This window comes from Blautia sp. DFI.9.10 (assembly GCF_024461705.1).
GTDB classification, from domain to species: Bacteria; Bacillota; Clostridia; order Lachnospirales; family Lachnospiraceae; genus Blautia_A; species Blautia_A fusiformis.
Genome location: NZ_JANGAA010000002.1, coordinates 189,079 through 210,958 on the forward strand (window position 1 = coordinate 189,079; position 21,880 = coordinate 210,958).

Genomic DNA, 21,880 nt, shown 5'->3' on the forward strand with positions numbered 1-21,880 from the left:
TGAATAATAAAAAGAGAAAAGGAGGAGTTGCCTTGGCAAGCCGCAGATTAGGTCGAGTGGAAAAAGGTCAGCCGCTGATACTTGGAGCCAACAGAATGGAGGGCGGTTATAATTTTGCAGTGGAGGCATCGGAGGATTCCGAAGTGTCCCTGCTTTTATATAAAAAAAGAGGAGCTGCCGCACCGGTGGAGATTGTTTTTCCAAAGGATTTCCATACAGGACGTGTGTGGGCACTGAAGCTGTGCAGTGCTTCTCTGAAGGAGTTTGAATATAATTATAAAATAGACGGTGAGATCGTGCAGGATCCGTATGCATACGGACTTCACGGGAGAGAGCATTTCGGAGTACCTTACGATCCGGAAAAGGAGGTCCGCTGTCGCTTCCTTAATGAGAATGTTTCCGGCTGGGAAAATGAAACTGCACCGGCAGTAGAATATGAAAATATGATCCTGTACAAGCTTCATGTCCGTGGTTATACGAAGCTTGCCAGAAAGATGGTTTCCCATAAGGGGACTTTTCTTGGCCTGACAGAGATGATCCCTTACTGGAAAGAACTTGGGATCAATGCCATTGAACTGATGCCTGCCTATGAATTCTGTGAGGTTCCGATCAATAAACCGAAGGAAGGTAGTGAACACATCAAGACCCGCCGAAAAGAAAATGTAGTGAATTACTGGGGCTATGCATCCGGCTTTTATTTCAGCCCGAAGAGTGCTTACTGCAGCACCAGAGAACCGGAGCAGGAATTTCGGTATATGATCCGGGAGCTGCACAAGAACGGCATTGCCTGTATCATGGAATTCTATTTTCCAGAGGAAACAGACAGCCTGATGGCTCTTCGAGCTTTGCAGTTCTGGAGAGATTTTTACCATGTAGATGGATTTCATGTGCTGGGAGAGGGCTTTAACCGGGAGATGCTTCTTCGGGATGGAATCCTTTCCGGAGCAAAACTGATCTTCCAGGGCTTTGATTTTGATCATTTTTACAGAGGAAAGCTTCCGGCCAGACGTTGCGGAGCGGAGAGCAATATGAATTTTCTCCAGGATATGCGCCGTTTTCTGAAAAGCGATGAAGGTATGGTGGAGGCTGCAGCATGGCATATCCGTCATAACAGCGAGAATCATGGAGTGATCAATTACATGGTCTGCCAGGACGGATTTACCATGAATGACCTGGTGAGCTACAATTATAAACATAACGAGGCCAATGGCGAAGGCAATCAGGACGGAAGCAGCTATAATTATTCCTGGAACTGCGGTGTGGAAGGCCCTACCCGTAAGGTTTCCGTCCGCCAGATGAGGGAACGCCAGATCAAAAATGCCTTTCTGATGATGCTGCTGAGTCAGGGTGTTCCCATGATCTATCACGGCGATGAATTCGGCAATTCCCAGAGCGGAAACAATAATGCCTACTGTCAGGATAATGCTACCGGCTGGACAGACTGGAAGGGCCTTTCCAGAAACCAGGGACTGAGGGAATTTGTAAAGGATGCCATTGTTTTTCGTAAGGCCCATCCCGTTCTTCATATGCCGGTGGAACTGAAAGGGGTAGATTATCTGACCAAGGGGTTCCCGGATGTGTCTCTTCACGGGGAACGTGCCTGGTATCTGAGCTATGAGAATACCAGCAGGCTTCTTGGTATGATGTACTACGGAGCCTATGCAAGGGAAAAAGAGGATCTGGAGGCTGCAGAGGATGATTTTATTTACATCGGCTATAATTTCCACTGGGAAAACCGGAGCCTTGCTCTGCCCAATCTCCCGGAAGGCATGTGCTGGAAAAAAATCGCAGATACCTCTCTTCACGGAACAGGATTCTGTCTGGAGGAGGAAGAAGAATATAAAAAATCAATCGAAATAGGCCCCCGCGCCATTGTGGTATTGCTGGGCAGACAGGAGGCGGAAAAAGATGCGATCATGGCACCCGTGGCTGCACTTCAGGACCATCACGAGGCATAAGCTTCTGGTGATGAAATATTGTTTTCGTATCGGGTTATATAAGCAGGGGTTGCTTCATGACCTGTCCAAATATTCCCCGACGGAATTTCTGGTAGGCTGTAAATATTATCAGGGGACAAGAAGCCCCAACAACGCAGAACGTGAGGCAACCGGCGTATCCATGTCCTGGCTGCACCATAAGGGAAGAAACAGACACCATTTTGAACATTGGGTAGACTATTCCCTTGACGGTGAGCATGTGATCATGGGAGCCAGAATGCCCAGAAAATATGTGGCGGAAATGGTCATGGACCGGATCAGTGCATCCAGAAACTATCTGGGAGAGGAATATACCTATCATGAACCATTGCAGTATTTTCTGAAAAGCAAGGAGAAGCTGTGGTTTATCCACCCACAGACAAAGAAAGAGCTGGAGGGACTTCTCCGGATCCTGGATAAATACGGAGAGGATAAGACCCTGTGGTATATCCGCAATGTATATCTATGTGATAACCGCGGAAAAAAAGTGAAAAGCCCTGGGAAAAAGCTTCGAAATCACAGATAGGGGTGTATTTTTGGCAGGTTGTCTGATATAATATTCAGATATCAGGAGGAAGAATGAATGGATACACCAACAATTGCGAAATACTATAGAGAGAAAGATCCCATGGAGCGTCTGAAGCTTCTGGAGCAGTCCATTGCAGCAGGAGAAGAACCGGAAGAGAACAGGATCCGCAAGGAACTCTGGGAGATCCGTTACAGCGATAAAGCTGAGACTGGTGATACCAGGGCAGACGGTTATCTCGGTCTCTGGATGACCATGGAGTTTAACCGGAATTCCGCTTCCAGATTCTTTGGTACAAGAAGTGCGAAGAAAGAGATAGGCAAGTATCTTAAGAAGCTGAAATTTCAGGAGTTCCAGGAAAAGGGCGGTCTTTATGAGGAGCTTCTTTACCGGGAATGCTGTCATCTGGTTCTGGTCTACATGGATCTCTGTCAGACAGATAAATCCTATAACACAACGATTTTCGGCCTGATCCACATCAAGGAGGACAGTGCGAAGGCCAAGGTCCAGAGAGACATCAGGGAAACAGCTGTGGAGCTTCCGGCTAATCTTGGAATGGAAGCTGAGCTTGGAATCATCACAAGAGCTGCCAGAGAGATCTACAGGCAGTATTATCCCAACGAAGGAAACATTTAGGAGGCCGGAGAGCTTCCGTTTCAGGCTGTCTGACTACTCAGGCAGCCTTTTGTTGCCATGCATCCGATAAAATATTCTGAGATTTTTTGAACGAAGATCCATGTCGGGTGTGAAGAGAAACATTCAGGAGGTTACTATTTTATGAATCCCAATCATCTGAACGCATATGAAGTCCTGAAGGAAGAGGAGCTTCAGGATATTCATTCAAAAGGATGGCTTCTGAGACACAAAAAAACAGGAGCCAGAGTGATGCTCATCGAGAATAGTGATGAGAATAAGGTTTTTAACATTGCATTCCGTACACCGCCGAAAAACAGCACAGGTGTTGCTCATATATTGGAACACAGCGTACTGTGCGGCTCCAGGGAATTTCCGCTTAAGGATCCTTTTGTGGAGCTGGTAAAAGGTTCTCTTAATACCTTCCTTAATGCCATGACCTATCCGGATAAGACTTGCTACCCGGTAGCAAGCTGTAATGACCGGGATTTCCAGAATCTGATGCATGTATATCTGGATGCGGTATTCTATCCGAATATTTACAAAAAAGAAGAGATCTTCCGTCAGGAAGGCTGGAACTACCATCTGGAGAAAAAAGAAGGCCCGCTGAAATACAACGGTGTCGTTTACAATGAAATGAAGGGTGCTTTTTCCTCACCGGATGATGTTCTGGAGAGAGAGATCATGAATTCGCTGTTCCCGGATACAACCTATGGCTGTGAGTCCGGCGGAGATCCTGTAAATATTCCGGATCTCAGCTATGAGGAATTTCTGGATTTCCACAGACGGTACTATCATCCGTCCAACAGCTTTATCTATCTCTACGGAAACATGGATATGGAGGAGAAGCTGGAATTTCTTGACAGCCATTATCTGTCTGCCTTTGATTCTCTTGTCATTGATTCCGAGATCCGGGATCAGGAAGCCTTTGCTCAGGTAAAGGACATTCAGAAGCCTTATCCGGTATCAGAGGATGAGGGAGAAGAGGATAACACCTATCTTTCCTACAATATGGTTGTGGGTGAAGCGGCAGATATCAACTTAAGTCTTGCTTTCGAGGTTTTGGATTATGCTCTCTTAAGCGCACCGGGTGCACCGCTGAAGCAGGCACTTCTGGATGCAAAGATCGGCAAAGATATCTATGGTTCTTTTGAGGATGGCATCAAACAGACCTATTTCTCCATCGTGGCAAAGGGAGCAAACTTAAGTCGGAAAGAGGAATTTATAAAGGTGATCCGCGACACTCTCACAAAGATCGCAGAGGAGGGAATTGATAAAAAGGCAGTAACAGCCGGGATCAATTACTATGAATTCCGTTTCCGCGAAGCAGATTTTTCTTCCTATCCGAAGGGGCTGATGTATGGCCTGGATATTTTAAGCAGCTGGCTTTATGATGATACGAAGCCGTTCTGTGAGGTGCAGCTTCTGGAGGGCTTTGAGTTCCTTAAGAAAGCCCTGGAAGAGGGATATTTTGAGGAGCTGATCCGAAAATATCTTCTGGGCAACACTCATGGTGCGATCCTTTCCCTGGTACCGGAGAAGGGCCTTGCAGCAAAGAGGGATAAGGAACTGGAAGAAAAGCTGGAGAATTACAGAAAGAGCCTTTCTGATGAAGAGCTTACCCGGATGGTAGAGAATACCAAAGCGCTGGAGGCTTATCAGGAAGCGGAGGAAGCTCCGGAAGCGCTGACCTGCATCCCCATGCTTTCCAGAGAAGACATCAAAAAAGAGATCACAGGGCTGACAAACGAGGAGCACCATGTGGAGGACAGCTTGTTTCTGTATCATGATGTGTGCACCAATGGTATCGGTTATGCGGATCTTCTTTTTGAGATCCATGACTTTGATGTTGATACAGTCCATTATCTGGGACTTCTGAAATCTGTGCTTGGTGCAGTGGATACGGAGAATTACACTTATGGCGAGCTGTTTAATGAAGTGAATGCGAGAACCGGCGGTATTGCCTATGGGATAGAGGTTTTTGATGATGCCCAGGATACCGATGCATTCCGTGCCATGTTTGCCGTAAGAGGAAAAGCGTTATATCCGGAGATGGATTTCATGTTTTCCATGATCCGGGAGGTTCTTACAACTTCGAAGCTGGATGACACCAAACGTCTCTACGAGATCATTGCCAGAGTGAGATCCAGAGCCCAGGCCAGCCTTGCAAGTGCAGGCCATTCCACCGCCGTTCTCCGTGGTGCTTCCTACGCATCTCCGATGGCGGCATTCCAGGATGAGATGGCAGGAATCGGATATTATCAGTTTATCGAAAAACTGGAGAAGGATTTTGACAGCTGCAAGGATGAGATCGTGAAAAATCTCCGTAAGGTGATGGAAGAGGTCCTTCGTCCGGAGAATTTCTGTGTAAGCTATACCGGAGAGAGAGAATCTCTGGATGTAGTAAAAGCACAGGCTGCCGGGATCAAAAAAGTTTTGTTTAACGGACAGAAGCCGGAGTCTGTGAAGCAGGCCCCCTGCATAAAGAAAAACGAAGCCTTCAAGACCTCCGGCCAGGTCCAGTATGTGGCACAGAACGGAAACTTCCGCAAAAAAGGCCTGGAGTATACCGGTGCACTGGAGATCCTGAAAGTGATCTTAAGCTACGATTATCTCTGGATCAACCTTCGTGTAAAGGGTGGAGCGTATGGCTGCATGAGCGGCTTTAAGAGAAACGGAGAGAGCTTCCTGGTATCCTACCGTGATCCCCATCTAAAGAGAACCCTGGAAGTATACCAAGGAGTGCCGGATTATATCCGTGCCTTTGAGGCAGACGAGCGTGAGATGACAAAATATATTATCGGAACGATCAGCAACAAGGATGTGCCGAGAACTCCGCAGATGCAGGGAAGTATCTCAAAAACCGCATATTTCTCCAATGTTACAGAGGATATGCTCCAGAAGGAAAGAAATCAGATCCTCGGAGCGCAGAAGGAGGATATCCAGAAACTGGCAGCTCTTGTAGAAGCAGTACTTTCCGATGATCAGATCTGCGTAGTAGGAAGTGAGACTGCAATAGAGAAGGCGGAAGATGTATTCATGGAAGTGAAGCCACTGATCGGCTGATGAGAAACAAAGCCTGCTGTCCGTTAAATGGGATAGCAGGCTGTGAAAGGATTATGAGAGGATAAAGAATGGATAATAATTTTAGATCAGGCTTTGTTGCGATCATCGGAAGACCGAATGTTGGAAAATCCACGCTGATGAACCATCTTATCGGACAGAAGATCGCCATCACATCAAACAAGCCACAGACAACCAGAAACAAGATACAGACTGTGTATACCTGTGATGAGGGACAGATCGTATTTTTGGACACACCGGGTATCCACAAGGCAAAAAACAAGCTTGGAGAATACATGGTACAGGTTGCGGAGAGAACCCTGAAGGAAGTAGATGCCATTATGTGGCTGGTGGAGCCATCCACATTCGTAGGTGCGGGAGAGCGCCACATTGCCGAGCAGCTGCAGAAGGTTGGAGTTCCAGTGATTCTCATCATCAACAAGATCGATACGGTAAAAAAAGAAGAGCTTCTTCCTGCGATCGATACCTACCGTAAGATCTGTGATTTTGCAGAGATCATTCCTTGCTCTGCCCTCCGCGGAAAAAACACACAGGATATCATTCCAAGTATTTTCAAATATCTTCCGTACGGACCGATGTTCTATGATGAAGATACAGTTACCGACCAGCCTCAGCGCCAGATCGCCGCAGAGATCATCCGTGAGAAGGCTCTGCATGCACTGGATGAGGAGATCCCTCACGGTATCGCCGTTGCCATCGACCGGATGAAGAAACGTCCGGGAAGAAGCAACATCATAGATATTGATGCGACCATCATCTGCGAGCGTAATTCCCATAAAGGCATCATCATCGGAAAACAGGGTGCCATGCTGAAAAAGATCGGAAGCAATGCCCGCTATGAGCTGGAGCGTATGCTGGAAGCAAAGGTAAACCTAAAGCTCTGGGTCAAGGTGACTAAGAACTGGAGAGACAGTGATTTCCTGATCAAGAACTTTGGATATGATAAGAAAGAAATCTGAAAATGAGTGATCTGATTATCGTACAGGGAGTGGTACTTTCTGCCATGCCGGTAGGGGATTATGACAAGCGGATCGTCCTTCTCACAAGAGAGAGGGGGAAGATCTCCGCTTTTGCCAAGGGAGCGAGACGGCAGAACAGTCCGTTCATGGCAGCAGCTAACCCGTTTGTATTTGGAAGCTTTACTCTTTATGAGGGAAGGACAAGTTATAATCTCAATCAGGTCAGCGTACAGCATCATTTTGTGGAGCTGGCCACCCGGCAGCCGGGGGTTTACTATGGATATTATTTTCTGGAGCTGGCAGATTATTTTGGCAAAGAGGGAACGGATGAGAAGGAGATGATGAATCTTCTCTATGTGACCATCAAAGCCATTTTGAATCCTCATATAGAAGACCGGCTGGTGCGCTGTATCTATGAACTGCGGACTATGGTGATCCAGGGCGTGATGCCGCAGCTGTTCCAGTGTGCGGGCTGCGGGAGAGAGCTTACGGAGGAAGAAACCGGAGAACTTTTTTTCTCCCAGGGCGAGCATGGGATCCTGTGTGCGGACTGCAGCAGGATGGCCATGGACAGGAAACGAATCTCAGCGGCTGCCCTGTATGCCATGCGCTACATAGCCGTGTCCCCCCTGGCAAAGCTGTATACGTTTACAGTGCGGGATGATGTGCTGCGGGAACTGGAACGCCACATTTACCGGTATACGGAGCTGAATACAGACAAGCGGTTTAAAAGTCTGGAGATCCTGGAATTGATGAGATAGATCACTGCCGGCTGCGGAATAACCGTAACGATTTATTTTTCAAAAGCAGGACAGGATGCAATGCAAATGGAAATATCCTTGAAAAATCATGAGGATACTAGTATAATAAGACCAAAAATGTAAAAAAGCAGCTTTTTCCGGAGCTTTCCGGACGCATTTGGCGAAACAGCTGCAAGTCAAGAGGAGAGAAATCATGGAAAAGACAATGGAAAAGATCGTAGCTCTTGCAAAAGCCAGAGGATTTGTTTACCCGGGTTCCGAGATCTACGGCGGCCTGGCAAACACATGGGATTATGGAAATCTCGGTGTAGAGCTTAAAAATAACGTAAAACGTGCATGGTGGCAGAAATTCATTCAGGAGTCTCCGTACAATGTAGGTGTTGACTGTGCGATCCTTATGAACCCGCAGACATGGATCGCTTCCGGACATCTTGGCGGATTTTCTGATCCTCTTATGGACTGTAAAGAGTGCCACGAGCGTTTCCGTGCAGATAAGCTCATTGAGGACTTTTGTGCAGAGCATGACATTGCCATTGAGGGAAGCGTAGATGCATGGTCCCAGGAGAAGATGATGGACTTCATCAAAGAACACGAGGTAGGATGTCCGAGCTGTGGTAAACACAACTTCACAGATATCCGTCAGTTCAACCTGATGTTCAAGACATTCCAGGGTGTTACCGAAGATGCCAAGAATACTGTATATTTAAGACCGGAGACTGCACAGGGTATTTTCGTAAACTTCAAGAACGTACAGAGAACATCTCGTAAAAAGATCCCGTTTGGTATCGGCCAGATCGGTAAATCCTTCCGTAACGAGATCACACCGGGTAACTTCACATTCCGTACCCGTGAGTTCGAGCAGATGGAGCTTGAGTTCTTCTGCGAGCCGGATACAGATCTTGAGTGGTTTGCATACTGGAAGAAGTTCTGCCTTGACTGGCTGAGTGCTCTCGGACTTAAGGATGATGAGGTTCGTTACCGTGACCATGATAAGGAAGAGCTGAGCTTCTACAGCAAGGCTACCACAGATGTGGAATTCCTTTTTCCATTCGGATGGGGTGAGCTCTGGGGAATCGCTGACAGAACAGATTATGACCTGACACAGCATCAGAATGTATCCGGCCAGGATCTCACATACTTTGATGATGAGAAGAAACAGAAATATATCCCATACGTTATCGAGCCATCACTTGGAGCAGACCGTATGGTACTTGCTTTCCTCTGCAGCGCTTACGATGAGGAAGTTCTGGATGAAGAGAAGAACGATGTCCGTACAGTCCTTCATTTCCATCCGGTACTTGCACCGGTTAAGATCGGTGTGCTTCCGCTTTCCAAGAAGCTTAACGAGGGTGCTGAGAAGATCTACCAGCAGCTTTCCAAGAAGTACAACTGTGAGTACGATGACCGTGGAAATATCGGTAAACGTTACCGCAGACAGGATGAGATCGGTACTCCGTTCTGTATCACTTATGACTTCGAGTCTGAGAATGACGGTGCAGTTACAGTCCGTGACCGTGACACTATGGAGCAGGTACGTGTGAAGATCGATGAGCTTGATGCATACTTTGCTGATAAATTTACATTTTAAGTAAATACATTTTTTAATAAAAAACCTCCGGCTATTTTCTGGCCGGAGGCTTTTTTTCAATAAGTCTGTTTTTCATCCGCCAGTTTCTTGGCGACATTCCGTATACATTTTTGAAAGCCCGGGAAAAATGCAGCTGATTGGGATATCCGACTGCATTTCCGATATCTGCGATAGACAGGGCTGTGATCTTAAGAAGTTCTGCAGCTTTGGTCATGCGATAGCTGATCAGGAATTCCTGGGGAGAACGTCCGATGGTGTCGTGGAAGATCTTACCGAAGTAGCTTCGGTTCAGGCCGCAGCAGGCTGCGATATCCTCAATGGAAATATCATTTTGGAAATTCTGTTCAATAAAAGAGAGCGCCTCCTTGATATAAAAATCACGGATACTTCCATCCTGTTTCATGCGGACAGTTTCAGTAGAGCGCATAAAGTAATCCAGAAAAAGCCAGGTATGTCCGATAAGATGAAAGGGTGATTCCTGGGAATTATGGCTGATATAAAGCATTTCCTCCATCATTTTCTGGCGGAGATCTGCAGAGTGGCTGTGATAGACCGGATGGTCCGGACTTAAACCTGCAGTTTCCACGATCTCTTTTGCCCGGAGCCCGTCAAATTCCACCCAGGTGTACTCCCATGGAAAGTCGGTATCTGCAATGTAGGTGTTGATCTGACCGGGAAAAAGCATGAAACCCTGGCCGCTTTTTACCTGATAGGTGATGGTCTCTCCTGCGGAATTGTCTGCCATCAGAGTTCCGGTACCGGAGATCACATAATGAAAAATATAATGGTTTCGTGCGGCCGGGCCGAATGAATGTGCCGGAGCGCAGTGCTCCCAGCCGTATTGGTATAGTCCGATATCAACAAAGTTTTCATTTGGAAAAACGGAGAAGAGAAGGTCATTCATATTTTTATCCTTTAGGCGTATGATTTTGTCTGGTTTCAGTAACATTATATATTAAAACAGCAGGGAACTTCAACATATGTATAAAAATGCAATTACAAAAACAGCCTGTAAAATATACTAAAAAGAGGAGGATAATCGATAAAACTTTGTGAGAAAATTAAGTTTCTCGAGAAACTTGTTGATTTTCGATAAATTCGGAATATACTAATTTTAGATAAAAGTAGTGATATAGGCGTAAAATATATCAAAATGCTAGATGACTTTAATGAAGACAGAGAAAAATTGCATTTTGGTATAAAACAAGAAAAACACTGCTATTTATGCAAGCATAAAGCTATGTTAAAATAGCTTTCAGAAAAAAGAAACCAGAGAATAAGTATTGGAGAGCCCGGATAGCCATATCAGTTAAATGGGTGATATCCGACTTATCAAATAAAAGGAAAAGGAAGGAGCATTACAAGATGCGCAACAGAAGTAAATGGATCCTCTGTATGGGACTTGCCTTTACCATGGCAGCTTCCGTTACATTGAGCGGATGCGGCACAGGTAAAAAGGACAGCGGAAAGACAGAGATCGAACTTGTGCAGTATAAACCGGAAGCGGTTAAGGCATTTGAAAAACTGGAAGAAAAATTCAATGCCACTCATGATGATATCCATCTTACCATCGAATCACCAAACGATGCTATGACTGTATTGAAGACAAGATTTATCCGTGAGGATAATCCGGATATCATTGGAATCGGAGGCGATGTTAACTTTTCCAATTTTATTGATTCTGATATGCTGATGGATATTTCCGATTATCAGGGACTGGATTCGATCAAAGATGCATATAAAGAAATTGATAAAGCGCTGGAATTCGTTCCGGAAGACGGAGTCTATGCGGTTCCTTACGTGGCCAATGCCGCCGGAATCCTTTACAATCGTGAGCTTTTCAAGGAGCATGGCTGGCAGATCCCGACTACATGGGATGAATTTATGAGCCTTTGCCAGGAAATTCAGGATGCAGGTATCCAGCCGCTTTATTTCGGATTTAAAGATACCTGGACCTGTCTTGCACCGTGGAATTCTATTGCGGTAGATCTTGCACCAGCCGATGTATGCCGCCAGGTAAACCAGGGAAACACTACTTTTGCAAAAGAGTATAAGGAAGTAGCAGACCGTATGCTGGAGCTTATCCAGTATGGACCGGATGATCCCTTTGCCTATGATTACAATGGAGCCTGCACCGCTTTTGCAAAAGGGGAGGCTGCCATGTATCCCATCGGAAGCTATGCGATCCCGCAGATCCAGAGTGTAAATCCGGATATGGATATTGATTCTTTTGTAACACCGGCAAGCAATGATCCGTCAGAAAACAAACTGAATTCCGGAGTTGACCTTCAGTTCTGTGTGATGGATGACTGTGAGAATAAGGAAGCTGCATATGAAGTGCTGGATTTCCTTCTTGAGGATGAGAATATACAGACATATCTGGATGACCAGAAGGCAGTTCCCTGTAAAGAGGGTGATTTCACACTTCCCTCTACGCTGGATGGTATGAAGGAATACATAGAAGAGGGAAGGATGGCCGACTACCAGGATCATTATTATCCTACAGAGATGGCTGTGGATGCACAGATCCAGACCTTCCTGATGAAAAAGGATAAAGATGCATTCCTGAAAAAATTTGATACAGACTGGACAAGATATAACCGTGACATTATCCGTAAAGTACAGGACTATGAGGAGAAGAACGGGGAAGGAGAGAACTGATCATGGGAAAAAAATCTATGAGTGGAAGAAAGCTGACCTTTCTTCTGATCACCATTCCGATCGTGGCATTATTTTTCTGCTTTAACACACTGCCTCTGATCAAGGGTGTGATCTACAGCTTTACGAACTTTAAAGGCTATGGAAGCTATGACTGGGTAGGACTTCGAAACTATAAGGATCTTTTTACAGACAGCCGTGTTGGCGGTTCCTATCTGTTTACCTTTAAGCTGGCCATCGTGGCAACTATCGTAACGAATGTACTCAGCCTGATCCTGGCACTTGGACTGAACAGCAAGATCCGTTTCAAGAGTGCACTGCGTGGAGCTTATTTTATTCCTAATGTACTTGGCGCACTGGTCGTAGGATATATTTTCAATTATTTCTTTACATATATCCTGCCTGCATTCGGAAAGATGGTCGGAAATAAAACATTGTCTTCCAGCATGCTTTCCAGTACGAGCCTGGCATGGGTTGCCATCGTGATCGTGTGTGCATGGCAGTCCATTGCAATGAATACGATCATCTACATTTCCGGTCTTCAGACAGTGCCGGAGGATGTATACGAGGCAGGCGCTATTGACGGTGCTACCGGATTCAGTAAGTTCCGTTACCTGACATTCCCGCTGATCGTTCCGTTTTTCAGCATCAACATGGTTCTCTGTGTGAAAAACTTCCTGATGGTATTTGATCAGATCATGGCTTTGACAAAGGGTGGTCCTGCACAGAGTACAGAATCTATTTCTTACCTGATCTATAACAATGGTATGAGTGGAGGACAGTTTGGATTCCAGAGTGCCAATGCGGTTATATTCTTTATTGTGATCGTGATCATTTCTGCAGTGCAGTTGACTATCACAGGGAAAAAGGAGGAGCAGCTGTAATGAAAACGAAAGTAAGAGAAAAAGCGAACTGGCCGGTAACGATCCTTCTGATCCTTGGCCTTATCACAGTGGTATTTCCGCTTTATATGACAATTGTGATCGCATTCAAGCAGCCGACAGAGATGACCAACAGTGTAGCCGGGATCCTGTCTCTGCCAGAGAAATTCAGTCTTGCCAATTTCAGGGAAGCTATGGAGGTAACAGACTTCTGGCATTCTCTTGGAAACAGTGTATTGATCACTGTGATCACAGTGGTTCTTGCTATTGTAATTCATTCACTTTTAGGTTATGCTATAGCCAGAAACAAGAGAAGTAAATTTTATAAATTTATCTATCTCTATGTAGTGAGCGGTATGTTTGTTCCGTTTGCTATCCTGATGATGCCGCTTGTAAAGCAGACTGCTGAGATGGGCCTTGATAACAAAGTCGGTGTGATCATTCTTTACACGGTATTTTATATGCCTATGAACGTGCTTCTTTATTCCGGATATCTGACAAACATTCCAATGGCCCTTGAGGAGGCTGCCTGTGTGGATGGAGCCAGCACCTGGAAAACATATTGGAAGATCATCTTTCCGATCATGAAGCCGATGCATGCCACAGTGGCAGTTCTGACAGCACTTGGAACCTGGAATGATGTTATGACTCCACTGGTTATCATGTCCGGATCTACGGGTGGAACCACATTGCCCCTGGCACAGCTGAATTTCCAGACTCAGTTCGGAACAAACTATAACCTTGCGTTTGCCTCTTATCTGCTGGCACTGCTTCCGATCCTTCTGTTTTATCTGATCTGCCAGAAGCACATTTTAAATGGTGTTGTAAACGGTGCCGTAAAATAAAAACACAAGAAAAAGGAGGATTCACATATGGGAATCATCTACTGCGAGAAAGACAGAACGTTTACCCTACAGACAAAAGAGACTACATATCAGATGCAGGTGGATCAGTACGGATTTCTTCTTCATCTCTATTATGGTAAAAAGGCAGAAGGCTGCATGGATTATCTTCTGACCTACTATGACAGAGGATTTTCCGGAAATCCCTATGATGCGGGAACAGACAGAACCTATTCCATGGACTCTCTTCCACAGGAGCTTTCCTGCTACGGAAACGGAGATTTCCGCAGTGCATCACTGATGCTGGAAAACGGTGACGGAAGCATGAGCTGTGATATGCGTTACAAGAATTATACTATCCGTGACGGTAAATACAGCCTTCCGGGGCTTCCGGCGGTTTATGCAGATAATGATGAGGCACAGACTCTGGAGATCGTACTGGAGGATCCGGCTACCGGCGTGGAGGCCATGCTTCTTTACGGTGTACTTCCGGAACTGGATATCATTACAAGAAGTGTCTATATCCGCAATCAGAGCAGTGAGAAGATCTATGTGAACAAGGTGATGTCCGCAGAACTGGATTTTCTTTACGGAGATTATGACCTGCTTACTTTTTACGGAAGACATGCCATGGAGCGGAATCTGCAGAGAGTACCGGTGGCTCATGGAAGTCAGATGATCGGCAGTGTCCGTGGCACATCCAGCCATCAGTATAATCCGATGATGATCCTGGCGGAGAAGGACACAACAGAGGATCATGGAGGCTGCTATGCTATGTCCTTTGTATATAGTGGAAATTTCCAGGGTGAGGTTCTTAAAGATCAGTACAATCAGACAAGAATGCTCCTTGGTGTACAGGAGGAGTGCTTCCGGTATCCGCTGGAAGCCGGGGAGACCTTCTATGCACCTGAGGTGATCTTAAGCTACACAGATCAGGGAATGAACCGTCTTTCTCAGAATCTGCACAGTTGCATCCGTCATCATATCTGCCGTGGTAAATATAAGACAGAGGTTCGTCCGGTGCTGGTAAACAGCTGGGAGGCAGCATATTTTGATTTTACAGGGGAGACTTTATATAATCTGGCAAAAGAGGCAAGGAGCCTTGGTATCGATATGCTGGTTCTGGATGACGGCTGGTTTGGAAAACGTGACGATGACAACAGTGGTCTTGGGGACTGGTATGTCAATGAGAAGAAGCTTGGAGAGACTCTCGGCGGACTGGTAAAAAGAGTCAATGACCTCGGAGTGAAATTCGGTATCTGGATCGAGCCTGAGATGATCTCTGAGGACAGTGATCTTTACCGTGAGCATCCGGACTGGGCACTTACGATTCCGGGAAGAAAACCAGTGAGATCCAGAAATCAGCTGGTACTTGATTTTTCCAGAAAAGAAGTTGTTGATGGAATCTTCGGACAGATCAGTGCGGTATTGGATAATGCCAATATTGAGTACGTTAAATGGGATATGAATCGAAGCCTGATGGATGTTTTTTCCGTAATGACCAAGGATCAGGGACGTGTAATGTATGATTATGTCCTGGGATTGTACGATTTTCTGGACCGTATGGTGAACCGTTATCCGGATCTTCTGATCGAGGGCTGTAGCGGCGGCGGCGGAAGATTTGACGCAGGTATGCTGTATTACACACCGCAGATCTGGTGCAGCGACAACTCCGATGCTATTGACAGGCTTCGGATCCAGTATGGCACTTCCTTCGGATATCCGGTATCGGCCATGGGAGCACATGTATCTGCAGTGCCGAACCATCAGACAGGAAGGATCACTCCGTTACATACCAGAGGTGTGGTTGCTATGTCCGGAACCTTCGGCTACGAGCTGGATCTTCTGAAGCTGACTGAGGAAGAAAAAGACGAGGTCCGCAGCCAGATCGGGGAATTCCGTAAATATGCGCCACTGCTCCAGAACGGACGGTACTATCGCCTGACAGATCCGTTTAAGAGTGAGGTCTGTGCATGGGAGATCGTTGGAAATTCTCAGGAAGAAGTTCTGCTCAATGTTGTCATGGAGGAGATCCATGGAAATATGACTGTGAATTATGTGCAGCTTCGCGGCCTTGATGAGAGTGCACTTTATAAGGAACAGACTACCGGCAGGATCTATTCCGGAGCTGCTCTGATGCATGGTGGAATGCCGCTTCCTGCAGAGTTTGGGGAGTACAGAGCTTATCAGTATCATTTTGTGAGAGAATAAGAGCGTATTGAGACAGTAAGATAAATAAAAGGATCCGTCATACAGACAGCTGAAAAAGCCGATGTATGGCGGATCTTTTTTTATCATAGCTCAGTGTACGGTGATCTGATAGCTCTTGATAAATTCCTCATCCGGTTTCAGCACATTGATATTTGCTTTTTCGGAAAGAGGCTTTTCAAAACCACAGTCATCACAGCGTCCCATCCACGGCTCCAGGCATACGAAGGGAGCACCGGGTACGGACCAGATACCGAAATTCGGGAAGCCCTCACTGGTAAGTGTCAGATATGGAGTTCCGTCCGGGAAGAGGATACCGGCCTTTTGGATCTGGCCGTTATCAAAAACAAGAGCGTCTTTATCAAACATGTGAGGAGCAATGGAACAGGTTCCGTTTTCAAGGGAAAGTGTATGTGGCTCGTCAGCAAGGACTGTTCCTACAGACGTATCGATAAGGAGATAGGTAAGAGTGTCCAGGCCTTCAAAAGCAAGACGGTAATCACTCTGGGATTCGCCTTCACGTACCGGAACACGGAATGCCGGATGGCCGCCGATGGTAAAATACATAGTTTCAGAATCATTATTAACTACTTCCCAGCATACTTCCAGGTCGTGCTTCTTCAGAGTGTAGGTGATCTTCAGAGCGAAAGCAAACGGATAAACCTTCAGGGTTTCTTCAGAGGACTTAAGGACAAAGGAAAGGGAAGTATCGGTGATATCCGTGCAGATAAAATCGCTGTCTCTTGCAAAGCCGTGCTGGCTGGAAGGATATTCCTTTCCGTTCAGACGCCAGATATCTTTGTAGTTACGTCCCACGTTGGGAAAAAGTACAGGCGCATGGCGTTTCCAGTAAGCCGGATCTGCCTGCCAGAGGATCTCCCTGTCATTAGTCTTGTCATAGATGCCGGTGAGTTCAGCACCGTGATCGGAAACGGAAATCTTAAGAAAGCTATTTTCAATCGTTCGTGTCATGATAAACCTCCTGTATGACAGCATTCGGGTAATATTACCTCGGAATTGCTGCATGTTTTTTTCTATTTTAGCACATTTTTCAGATGATAACGAGAAAAATACAATCTGTGAAAAATATAACTGGAAAATCTGTCATATTTCACAAGAGAAATTGCTGTTTTTTGGAAGAATAACCTTGACTAATGAAGGATAAATCTATAAAATAATTATGTGCGTAGAAAACATACATTTTTTATGTTTTAAAGAACAATAATTAGGAGGAAAATGTAAAATGGCAAAATGGGTTTACATGTTTACAGAAGGTAATGCTACTATGAGAAATCTTCTGGGCGGCAAAGGTGCCAACCTTGCTGAGATGACAAACCTCGGTCTTCCTGTACCGCAGGGCTTCACAATCACAACAGAGGCCTGCACACAGTACTACGAGGATGGCAGATCCATCAACGATGAGATCATGGCTCAGATCATGGAAGCAATTACCAAGATGGAAGGAGTTACCGGTAAGAAATTCGGCGACAAAGAAAATCCTCTGCTTGTATCCGTTCGTTCTGGTGCGAGAGCATCTATGCCAGGTATGATGGACACAATCCTCAACCTTGGTTTAAATGAAGAAGTTGTTAACACTCTTGCTGAGAAATCAGGCAATGAGCGTTGGGCTTGGGACTGCTACAGAAGATTCATCCAGATGTACTCTGATGTAGTTATGGAAGTTGGTAAGAAATACTTCGAGGAGCTCATCGATGAGATGAAAGCTAAGAGAGGTGTTAAGCAGGACGTTGAGCTTACAGCTGCTGACCTGCATGAGCTTGCTGACCAGTTCAAAGCTGAGTATAAATCCAAAATCGGTTCTGATTTCCCAACTGATCCGAAGGAGCAGCTGGTAGGCGCAATCAAAGCCGTATTCCGTTCCTGGGACAACCCACGTGCGAACGTATATCGTCGTGACAACGATATCCCATATTCCTGGGGTACAGCTGTTAACGTACAGATGATGGCATTCGGTAACATGGGTGATGACTGTGGTACAGGTGTTGCCTTCACACGTGACCCTGCTACAGGTGCTAACGGTCTGTTCGGTGAGTTCCTTACCAATGCACAGGGCGAGGACGTAGTTGCTGGTGTTCGTACACCTATGCACATCTCCGAGATGGAGCAGAAGTTCCCGGAAGCATTCGTACAGTTCAAACAGGTTTGCGAGACTCTTGAGAAACATTACAGAGACATGCAGGATATGGAGTTTACTGTAGAGCATGGTAAACTGTATATGCTTCAGACACGTAATGGTAAGAGAACTGCACAGGCTGCTCTTAAGATCGCTTGTGACCTCGTTGATGAGGGAATGAGAACTGAGGAAGAGGCTGTTGCAATGATCGATCCTCGTAACCTTGATACACTTCTTCATCCGCAGTTCGATGCAGCTGCTCTTAAAGCTGCTACACCGATGGGTAAAGGTCTTGGTGCTTCTCCAGGAGCTGCTTGCGGTAAGATCGTATTCTCTGCAGAGGACGCTGTTGAGTGGGCTGCAAGAGGAGAGAAAGTTGTTCTTGTTCGTCTTGAGACATCCCCAGAGGATATCACAGGTATGAAAGCTGCTCAGGGTATCCTGACAGTTCGTGGTGGTATGACATCTCACGCAGCTGTAGTTGCTCGTGGTATGGGATCCTGCTGTGTATCCGGATGCGGCGATATCGCTATGGATGAGGAGAACAAGAAATTCACACTTGCTGGTAAAGAGTTCCATGAAGGAGATGCAATCTCCATTGATGGTACAACAGGTAACATCTATGATGGACTTATCCCGACTGTAGATGCTAAGATCGCTGGTGAGTTCGGACGTATCATGGGATGGGCTGACAAGTACAGAACAATGAAAGTTCGTACAAACGCTGATACTCCTGCTGATGCTAAGAAAGCTCGTGAGCTTGGTGCAGAGGGAATTGGTCTTTGCCGTACAGAGCATATGTTCTTTGAGGGCAACAGAATCGATGCATTCCGTGAGATGATCTGCTCTGAGACAGTAGAGGAGAGAGAAGCAGCACTTGCTAAGATCCTTCCGGAGCAGCAGGGAGACTTCGAGAAACTCTATGAGGCACTTGAAGGAAATCCTGTAACAATTCGTTTCCTTGATCCGCCACTTCATGAGTTCGTTCCTACAGAGGAAGAGGACATCAAGAAACTGGCTGATGCTCAGGGCAAGACTGTAGAGCAGATCAAGACAATCATCGCTTCCCTTCACGAGTTCAACCCGATGATGGGACATCGTGGATGCCGTCTTGCTGTTACTTATCCAGAGATTGCTAAGATGCAGACAAGCGCTGTTATCCGCGCAGCTATCAACGTTAAGAAGAATCATCCGGATTGGAACATCAAACCGGAGATCATGATTCCGCTTGTTGGTGACATCAAAGAGCTTAAATATGTTAAGAAATTCGTTGTAGAGACAGCAGATGCTGAGATCAAAGCAGCAGGTTCTGACCTTGAGTACGAGGTTGGTACTATGATCGAGATCCCGAGAGCAGCTCTTACAGCTGATGATATCGCTAAAGAGGCTGACTTCTTCTGCTTCGGTACAAACGACCTTACACAGATGACATACGGATTCTCCCGTGATGATGCTGGTAAGTTCCTTAACGCATACTATGATGCTAAGATCTTCGAGAACGATCCATTTGCTAAGCTTGACCAGACAGGTGTCGGCAAACTTATGAAGATGGCTATCGAGCTTGGAAAACCGGTTAACCCGAAACTTCACGTAGGTATCTGCGGTGAGCACGGTGGAGATCCGTCTTCCGTAGAGTTCTGTAACGAGATCGGACTTGACTATGTATCCTGCTCACCGTTCCGTGTACCGATCGCTCGTCTTGCAGCAGCACAGGCAGCAATCGCTAAGAAGAACGCATAAGTAAGAATACATTTCAGGCTGAAGTTTCAGTCTGAGCATATATAAAGCTTCTGGCAGTCTGTAGAAATACAGATTGTCAGAGGCTTTTTTTCTTTATGATATTTTTTGAAGTATTCCGACGGTTTACGAAAAATGGGATTCATGGTATCATGAAAGAAACAGGGCAGATAAAGCCGGAGGATAAGGAGAATTTTATGAATCAGGAATCACAGACACCTCATAAGAGACGTGTACGATATAAAGGAAAATATCCGAAGAAATTCGAGGAGAAATATAAAGAGCTTCAGCCTGAAAAGTATAAGGATACCATTGAACATGTGATCAGCAAGGGAAACACACCGGCTGGAATGCATATTTCCATTATGGTAAAAGAGATCATTGATTTTTTGGAGATCAGGCCGGGACAGGTTGGATTTGATGCTACACTTGGTTACGGTGGGCATACAAAGGCCATGCTGGAATGTCTGAGAGGTCAGGGACACATGTACGCCACGGATGTGGACCCGGAAGAATCTGCCAAGACAAGAAAACGTCTGGCAGAGCAGGGATTCGGAGAAGATATCCTGACAATTAAACTCCAGAATTTCTGCACCATTGATGAGATCGCAGAGGAAGTTGGAGGCTTTGATTTTATCCTTGCGGATCTTGGGGTGTCTTCTATGCAGATCGACAATCCCAAGAGAGGGTTTTCCTTTAAGGTGGATGGTCCTCTGGATTTAAGGCTGAACCAGGAAACCGGGATCAGCGCAGCACAGCGTCTGGATACCATTTCAAGAGAAGAGCTTGCCGGAATGCTGGATGAGAATTCCGATGAGCCGTACTGTGAGGAGATCGCGAAGGCCATCACAGATGAGATCCGAAGAGGAAACCACATAGATACCACTACGAAGCTTCGTGAAGTCATTGAGAAGACATTGTCTTTCCTTCCTGAAAAAGAGAGGAAAGACACGGTGAAAAAAACATGCCAGAGAGTTTTCCAGGCACTGCGTATTGACGTGAACCGGGAATTCGAGGTTCTCTATGATTTTATGGAAAAACTTCCCGGAGCGCTGAAGCCAGGCGGCCGTGTAGCAATCCTTACCTTCCATTCCGGAGAGGACAAGCTGGTAAAGAAAGCCTTAAAGCAGGGTTATAAAGACGGCATCTATTCCGACTATTCAAAAGATGTGATCCGTCCTTCCGCACAGGAATGTGCACAGAATGGGCGCGCCAGATCCACGAAGATGCGCTGGGCTGTGAAGGCCTGAGTGAAGAGTGAAAGAGCAGTTCTGATACAAATACAGAAACAGAAAAATCCTGGAATGCGTTGACATTCGGGATTTTTTTTGCTATGTTATATAAGTTTACATATGATAAAGCTACGGCTTAAACTGAATAGGAGAAAGGATATGGATGTGGAGGAAAAGAAGGACATTTTTGATAAACTGATGCATCTTCCGGTGCTGAATATATTTGAACCTTTTTATAAGAAACATAAGGAAGTTCTGATGTATCTGTTCTTTGGAGGGCTCACATTTTTTCTGAACATTGCGTTGTATGCATGGCTGGATAAGGGCCTGGGCATGAATGCGCTGATCGCCAATGTGATCTGCTGGGTGGTCTGCGTACTGTTCCAGTATTTTACAAACAGGACATGGGTATTCGACGGGCAGGTGGATTCCGCCGCCGGATTTTTAAAGCAGATGGCTTCGTTTTTCGGAGGCCGGCTCTTTACGCTGATTGTGGAGGAAGCAATCCTTGCGGTATTTATCACCTGGCTTGGATTTAACAGCATGGCAGTGAAACTTGTTGCTCAGGTGGTTGTGATCGTATTGAATTATGTGATCAGTAAATTGATTGTTTTTAAAAAATAAAAGATAGTTATATTTGTGGAAAAGGAGTTGGACTGAA

16 protein-coding genes are annotated in these 21,880 nt (G+C 45.8%); 14 read left to right on the forward strand and 2 right to left on the reverse strand.

Going from position 1 to position 21,880, the window contains the following annotated elements:
* The first annotated feature begins 32 nt into the window (after positions 1-32).
* The 7 genes from NE671_RS02070 to NE671_RS02100 all read left to right on the forward strand — a co-directional run bounded on the left by NE671_RS02070 (position 33) and on the right by NE671_RS02100 (position 9,527).
* Entirely contained in the window at positions 33-1,958 is a 1,926-nt protein-coding gene (locus NE671_RS02070; protein ID WP_022426622.1) for a hypothetical protein, read from the forward strand.
* Positions 1,909-2,502, forward strand: coding sequence for a DUF5662 family protein (locus tag NE671_RS02075; RefSeq protein ID WP_021977109.1), 594 nt, complete (start codon positions 1,909-1,911; stop codon positions 2,500-2,502). The genes NE671_RS02070 and NE671_RS02075 overlap by 50 nt, the downstream gene beginning before the upstream one ends.
* Positions 2,503-2,559: 57 nt before the next feature.
* Positions 2,560-3,138 carry a DUF6553 family protein gene (locus tag NE671_RS02080; RefSeq protein ID WP_110102003.1) on the forward strand — a complete coding sequence of 193 codons (579 nt, stop codon included), beginning with the start codon at positions 2,560-2,562 and terminating at the stop codon, positions 3,136-3,138.
* A gap of 141 nt (positions 3,139-3,279) precedes the next feature.
* Positions 3,280-6,201, forward strand: a complete 2,922-nt coding sequence (locus NE671_RS02085; RefSeq protein ID WP_173733043.1) for an insulinase family protein — start codon at positions 3,280-3,282, stop codon at positions 6,199-6,201.
* A gap of 68 nt (positions 6,202-6,269) precedes the next feature.
* Positions 6,270-7,178 carry a GTPase Era gene (gene era / locus NE671_RS02090; protein WP_015525809.1) on the forward strand — a complete coding sequence of 303 codons (909 nt, stop codon included), beginning with the start codon at positions 6,270-6,272 and terminating at the stop codon, positions 7,176-7,178.
* Between the two features lie 2 nt (positions 7,179-7,180).
* Positions 7,181-7,939 carry a DNA repair protein RecO gene (gene recO / locus NE671_RS02095; RefSeq protein ID WP_173733042.1) on the forward strand — a complete coding sequence of 253 codons (759 nt, stop codon included), beginning with the start codon at positions 7,181-7,183 and terminating at the stop codon, positions 7,937-7,939.
* 193 nt (positions 7,940-8,132) lie between these two features.
* Positions 8,133-9,527 (forward strand): glycine--tRNA ligase, encoded by a 1,395-nt coding sequence (locus NE671_RS02100; protein WP_092069375.1) that lies wholly within the window; start codon positions 8,133-8,135, stop codon positions 9,525-9,527.
* 31 nt (positions 9,528-9,558) lie between these two features.
* On the opposite strand, the gene NE671_RS02105 is transcribed toward NE671_RS02100, so the two are convergent.
* Entirely contained in the window at positions 9,559-10,431 is an 873-nt protein-coding gene (locus tag NE671_RS02105; RefSeq protein WP_022426301.1) for an AraC family transcriptional regulator, read from the reverse strand.
* A gap of 461 nt (positions 10,432-10,892) precedes the next feature.
* Here NE671_RS02105 and NE671_RS02110 point away from each other — a divergent pair, with 461 nt between their 5' ends.
* Genes NE671_RS02110 through NE671_RS02125 form a run of 4 tightly spaced genes read left to right on the forward strand, consistent with a single transcriptional unit; the run spans position 10,893 to position 16,119 of the window.
* A complete protein-coding gene (locus tag NE671_RS02110; protein WP_015525814.1) occupies positions 10,893-12,188 on the forward strand; it encodes an ABC transporter substrate-binding protein in 1,296 nt (431 codons plus the stop codon).
* Positions 12,189-12,190: 2 nt separating this feature from the next.
* Positions 12,191-13,069, forward strand: a complete 879-nt coding sequence (locus NE671_RS02115; protein WP_022426299.1) for a carbohydrate ABC transporter permease — start codon at positions 12,191-12,193, stop codon at positions 13,067-13,069.
* Positions 13,069-13,911 carry a carbohydrate ABC transporter permease gene (locus NE671_RS02120; protein WP_015525816.1) on the forward strand — a complete coding sequence of 281 codons (843 nt, stop codon included), beginning with the start codon at positions 13,069-13,071 and terminating at the stop codon, positions 13,909-13,911. The genes NE671_RS02115 and NE671_RS02120 overlap by 1 nt, the downstream gene beginning before the upstream one ends.
* 27 nt (positions 13,912-13,938) lie before the next feature.
* Positions 13,939-16,119 carry an alpha-galactosidase gene (locus NE671_RS02125; protein WP_022426298.1) on the forward strand — a complete coding sequence of 727 codons (2,181 nt, stop codon included), beginning with the start codon at positions 13,939-13,941 and terminating at the stop codon, positions 16,117-16,119.
* Between the two features lie 90 nt (positions 16,120-16,209).
* Here the strand turns inward: NE671_RS02125 and NE671_RS02130 are convergent, their stop codons facing one another.
* Entirely contained in the window at positions 16,210-17,088 is an 879-nt protein-coding gene (locus NE671_RS02130) for an aldose 1-epimerase family protein (RefSeq protein WP_022426297.1), read from the reverse strand.
* A gap of 271 nt (positions 17,089-17,359) precedes the next feature.
* Here NE671_RS02130 and ppdK point away from each other — a divergent pair, with 271 nt between their 5' ends.
* The 3 genes from ppdK (at position 17,360) to NE671_RS02145 (ending at position 21,843) form a co-directional block, all read left to right on the forward strand.
* On the forward strand, positions 17,360-19,990 hold the full coding sequence (gene ppdK, locus NE671_RS02135; protein ID WP_015525819.1) for a pyruvate, phosphate dikinase: 2,631 nt from the start codon (positions 17,360-17,362) through the stop codon (positions 19,988-19,990).
* Positions 19,991-20,184: 194 nt separating this feature from the next.
* Positions 20,185-21,237 carry a 16S rRNA (cytosine(1402)-N(4))-methyltransferase RsmH gene (gene rsmH, locus NE671_RS02140; RefSeq protein ID WP_129974628.1) on the forward strand — a complete coding sequence of 351 codons (1,053 nt, stop codon included), beginning with the start codon at positions 20,185-20,187 and terminating at the stop codon, positions 21,235-21,237.
* 141 nt (positions 21,238-21,378) lie between these two features.
* Positions 21,379-21,843: a GtrA family protein gene (locus NE671_RS02145; protein WP_015525821.1), complete on the forward strand. Its 465-nt coding sequence runs from the start codon at positions 21,379-21,381 to the stop codon at positions 21,841-21,843.
* Positions 21,844-21,880 lie beyond the last annotated feature (37 nt).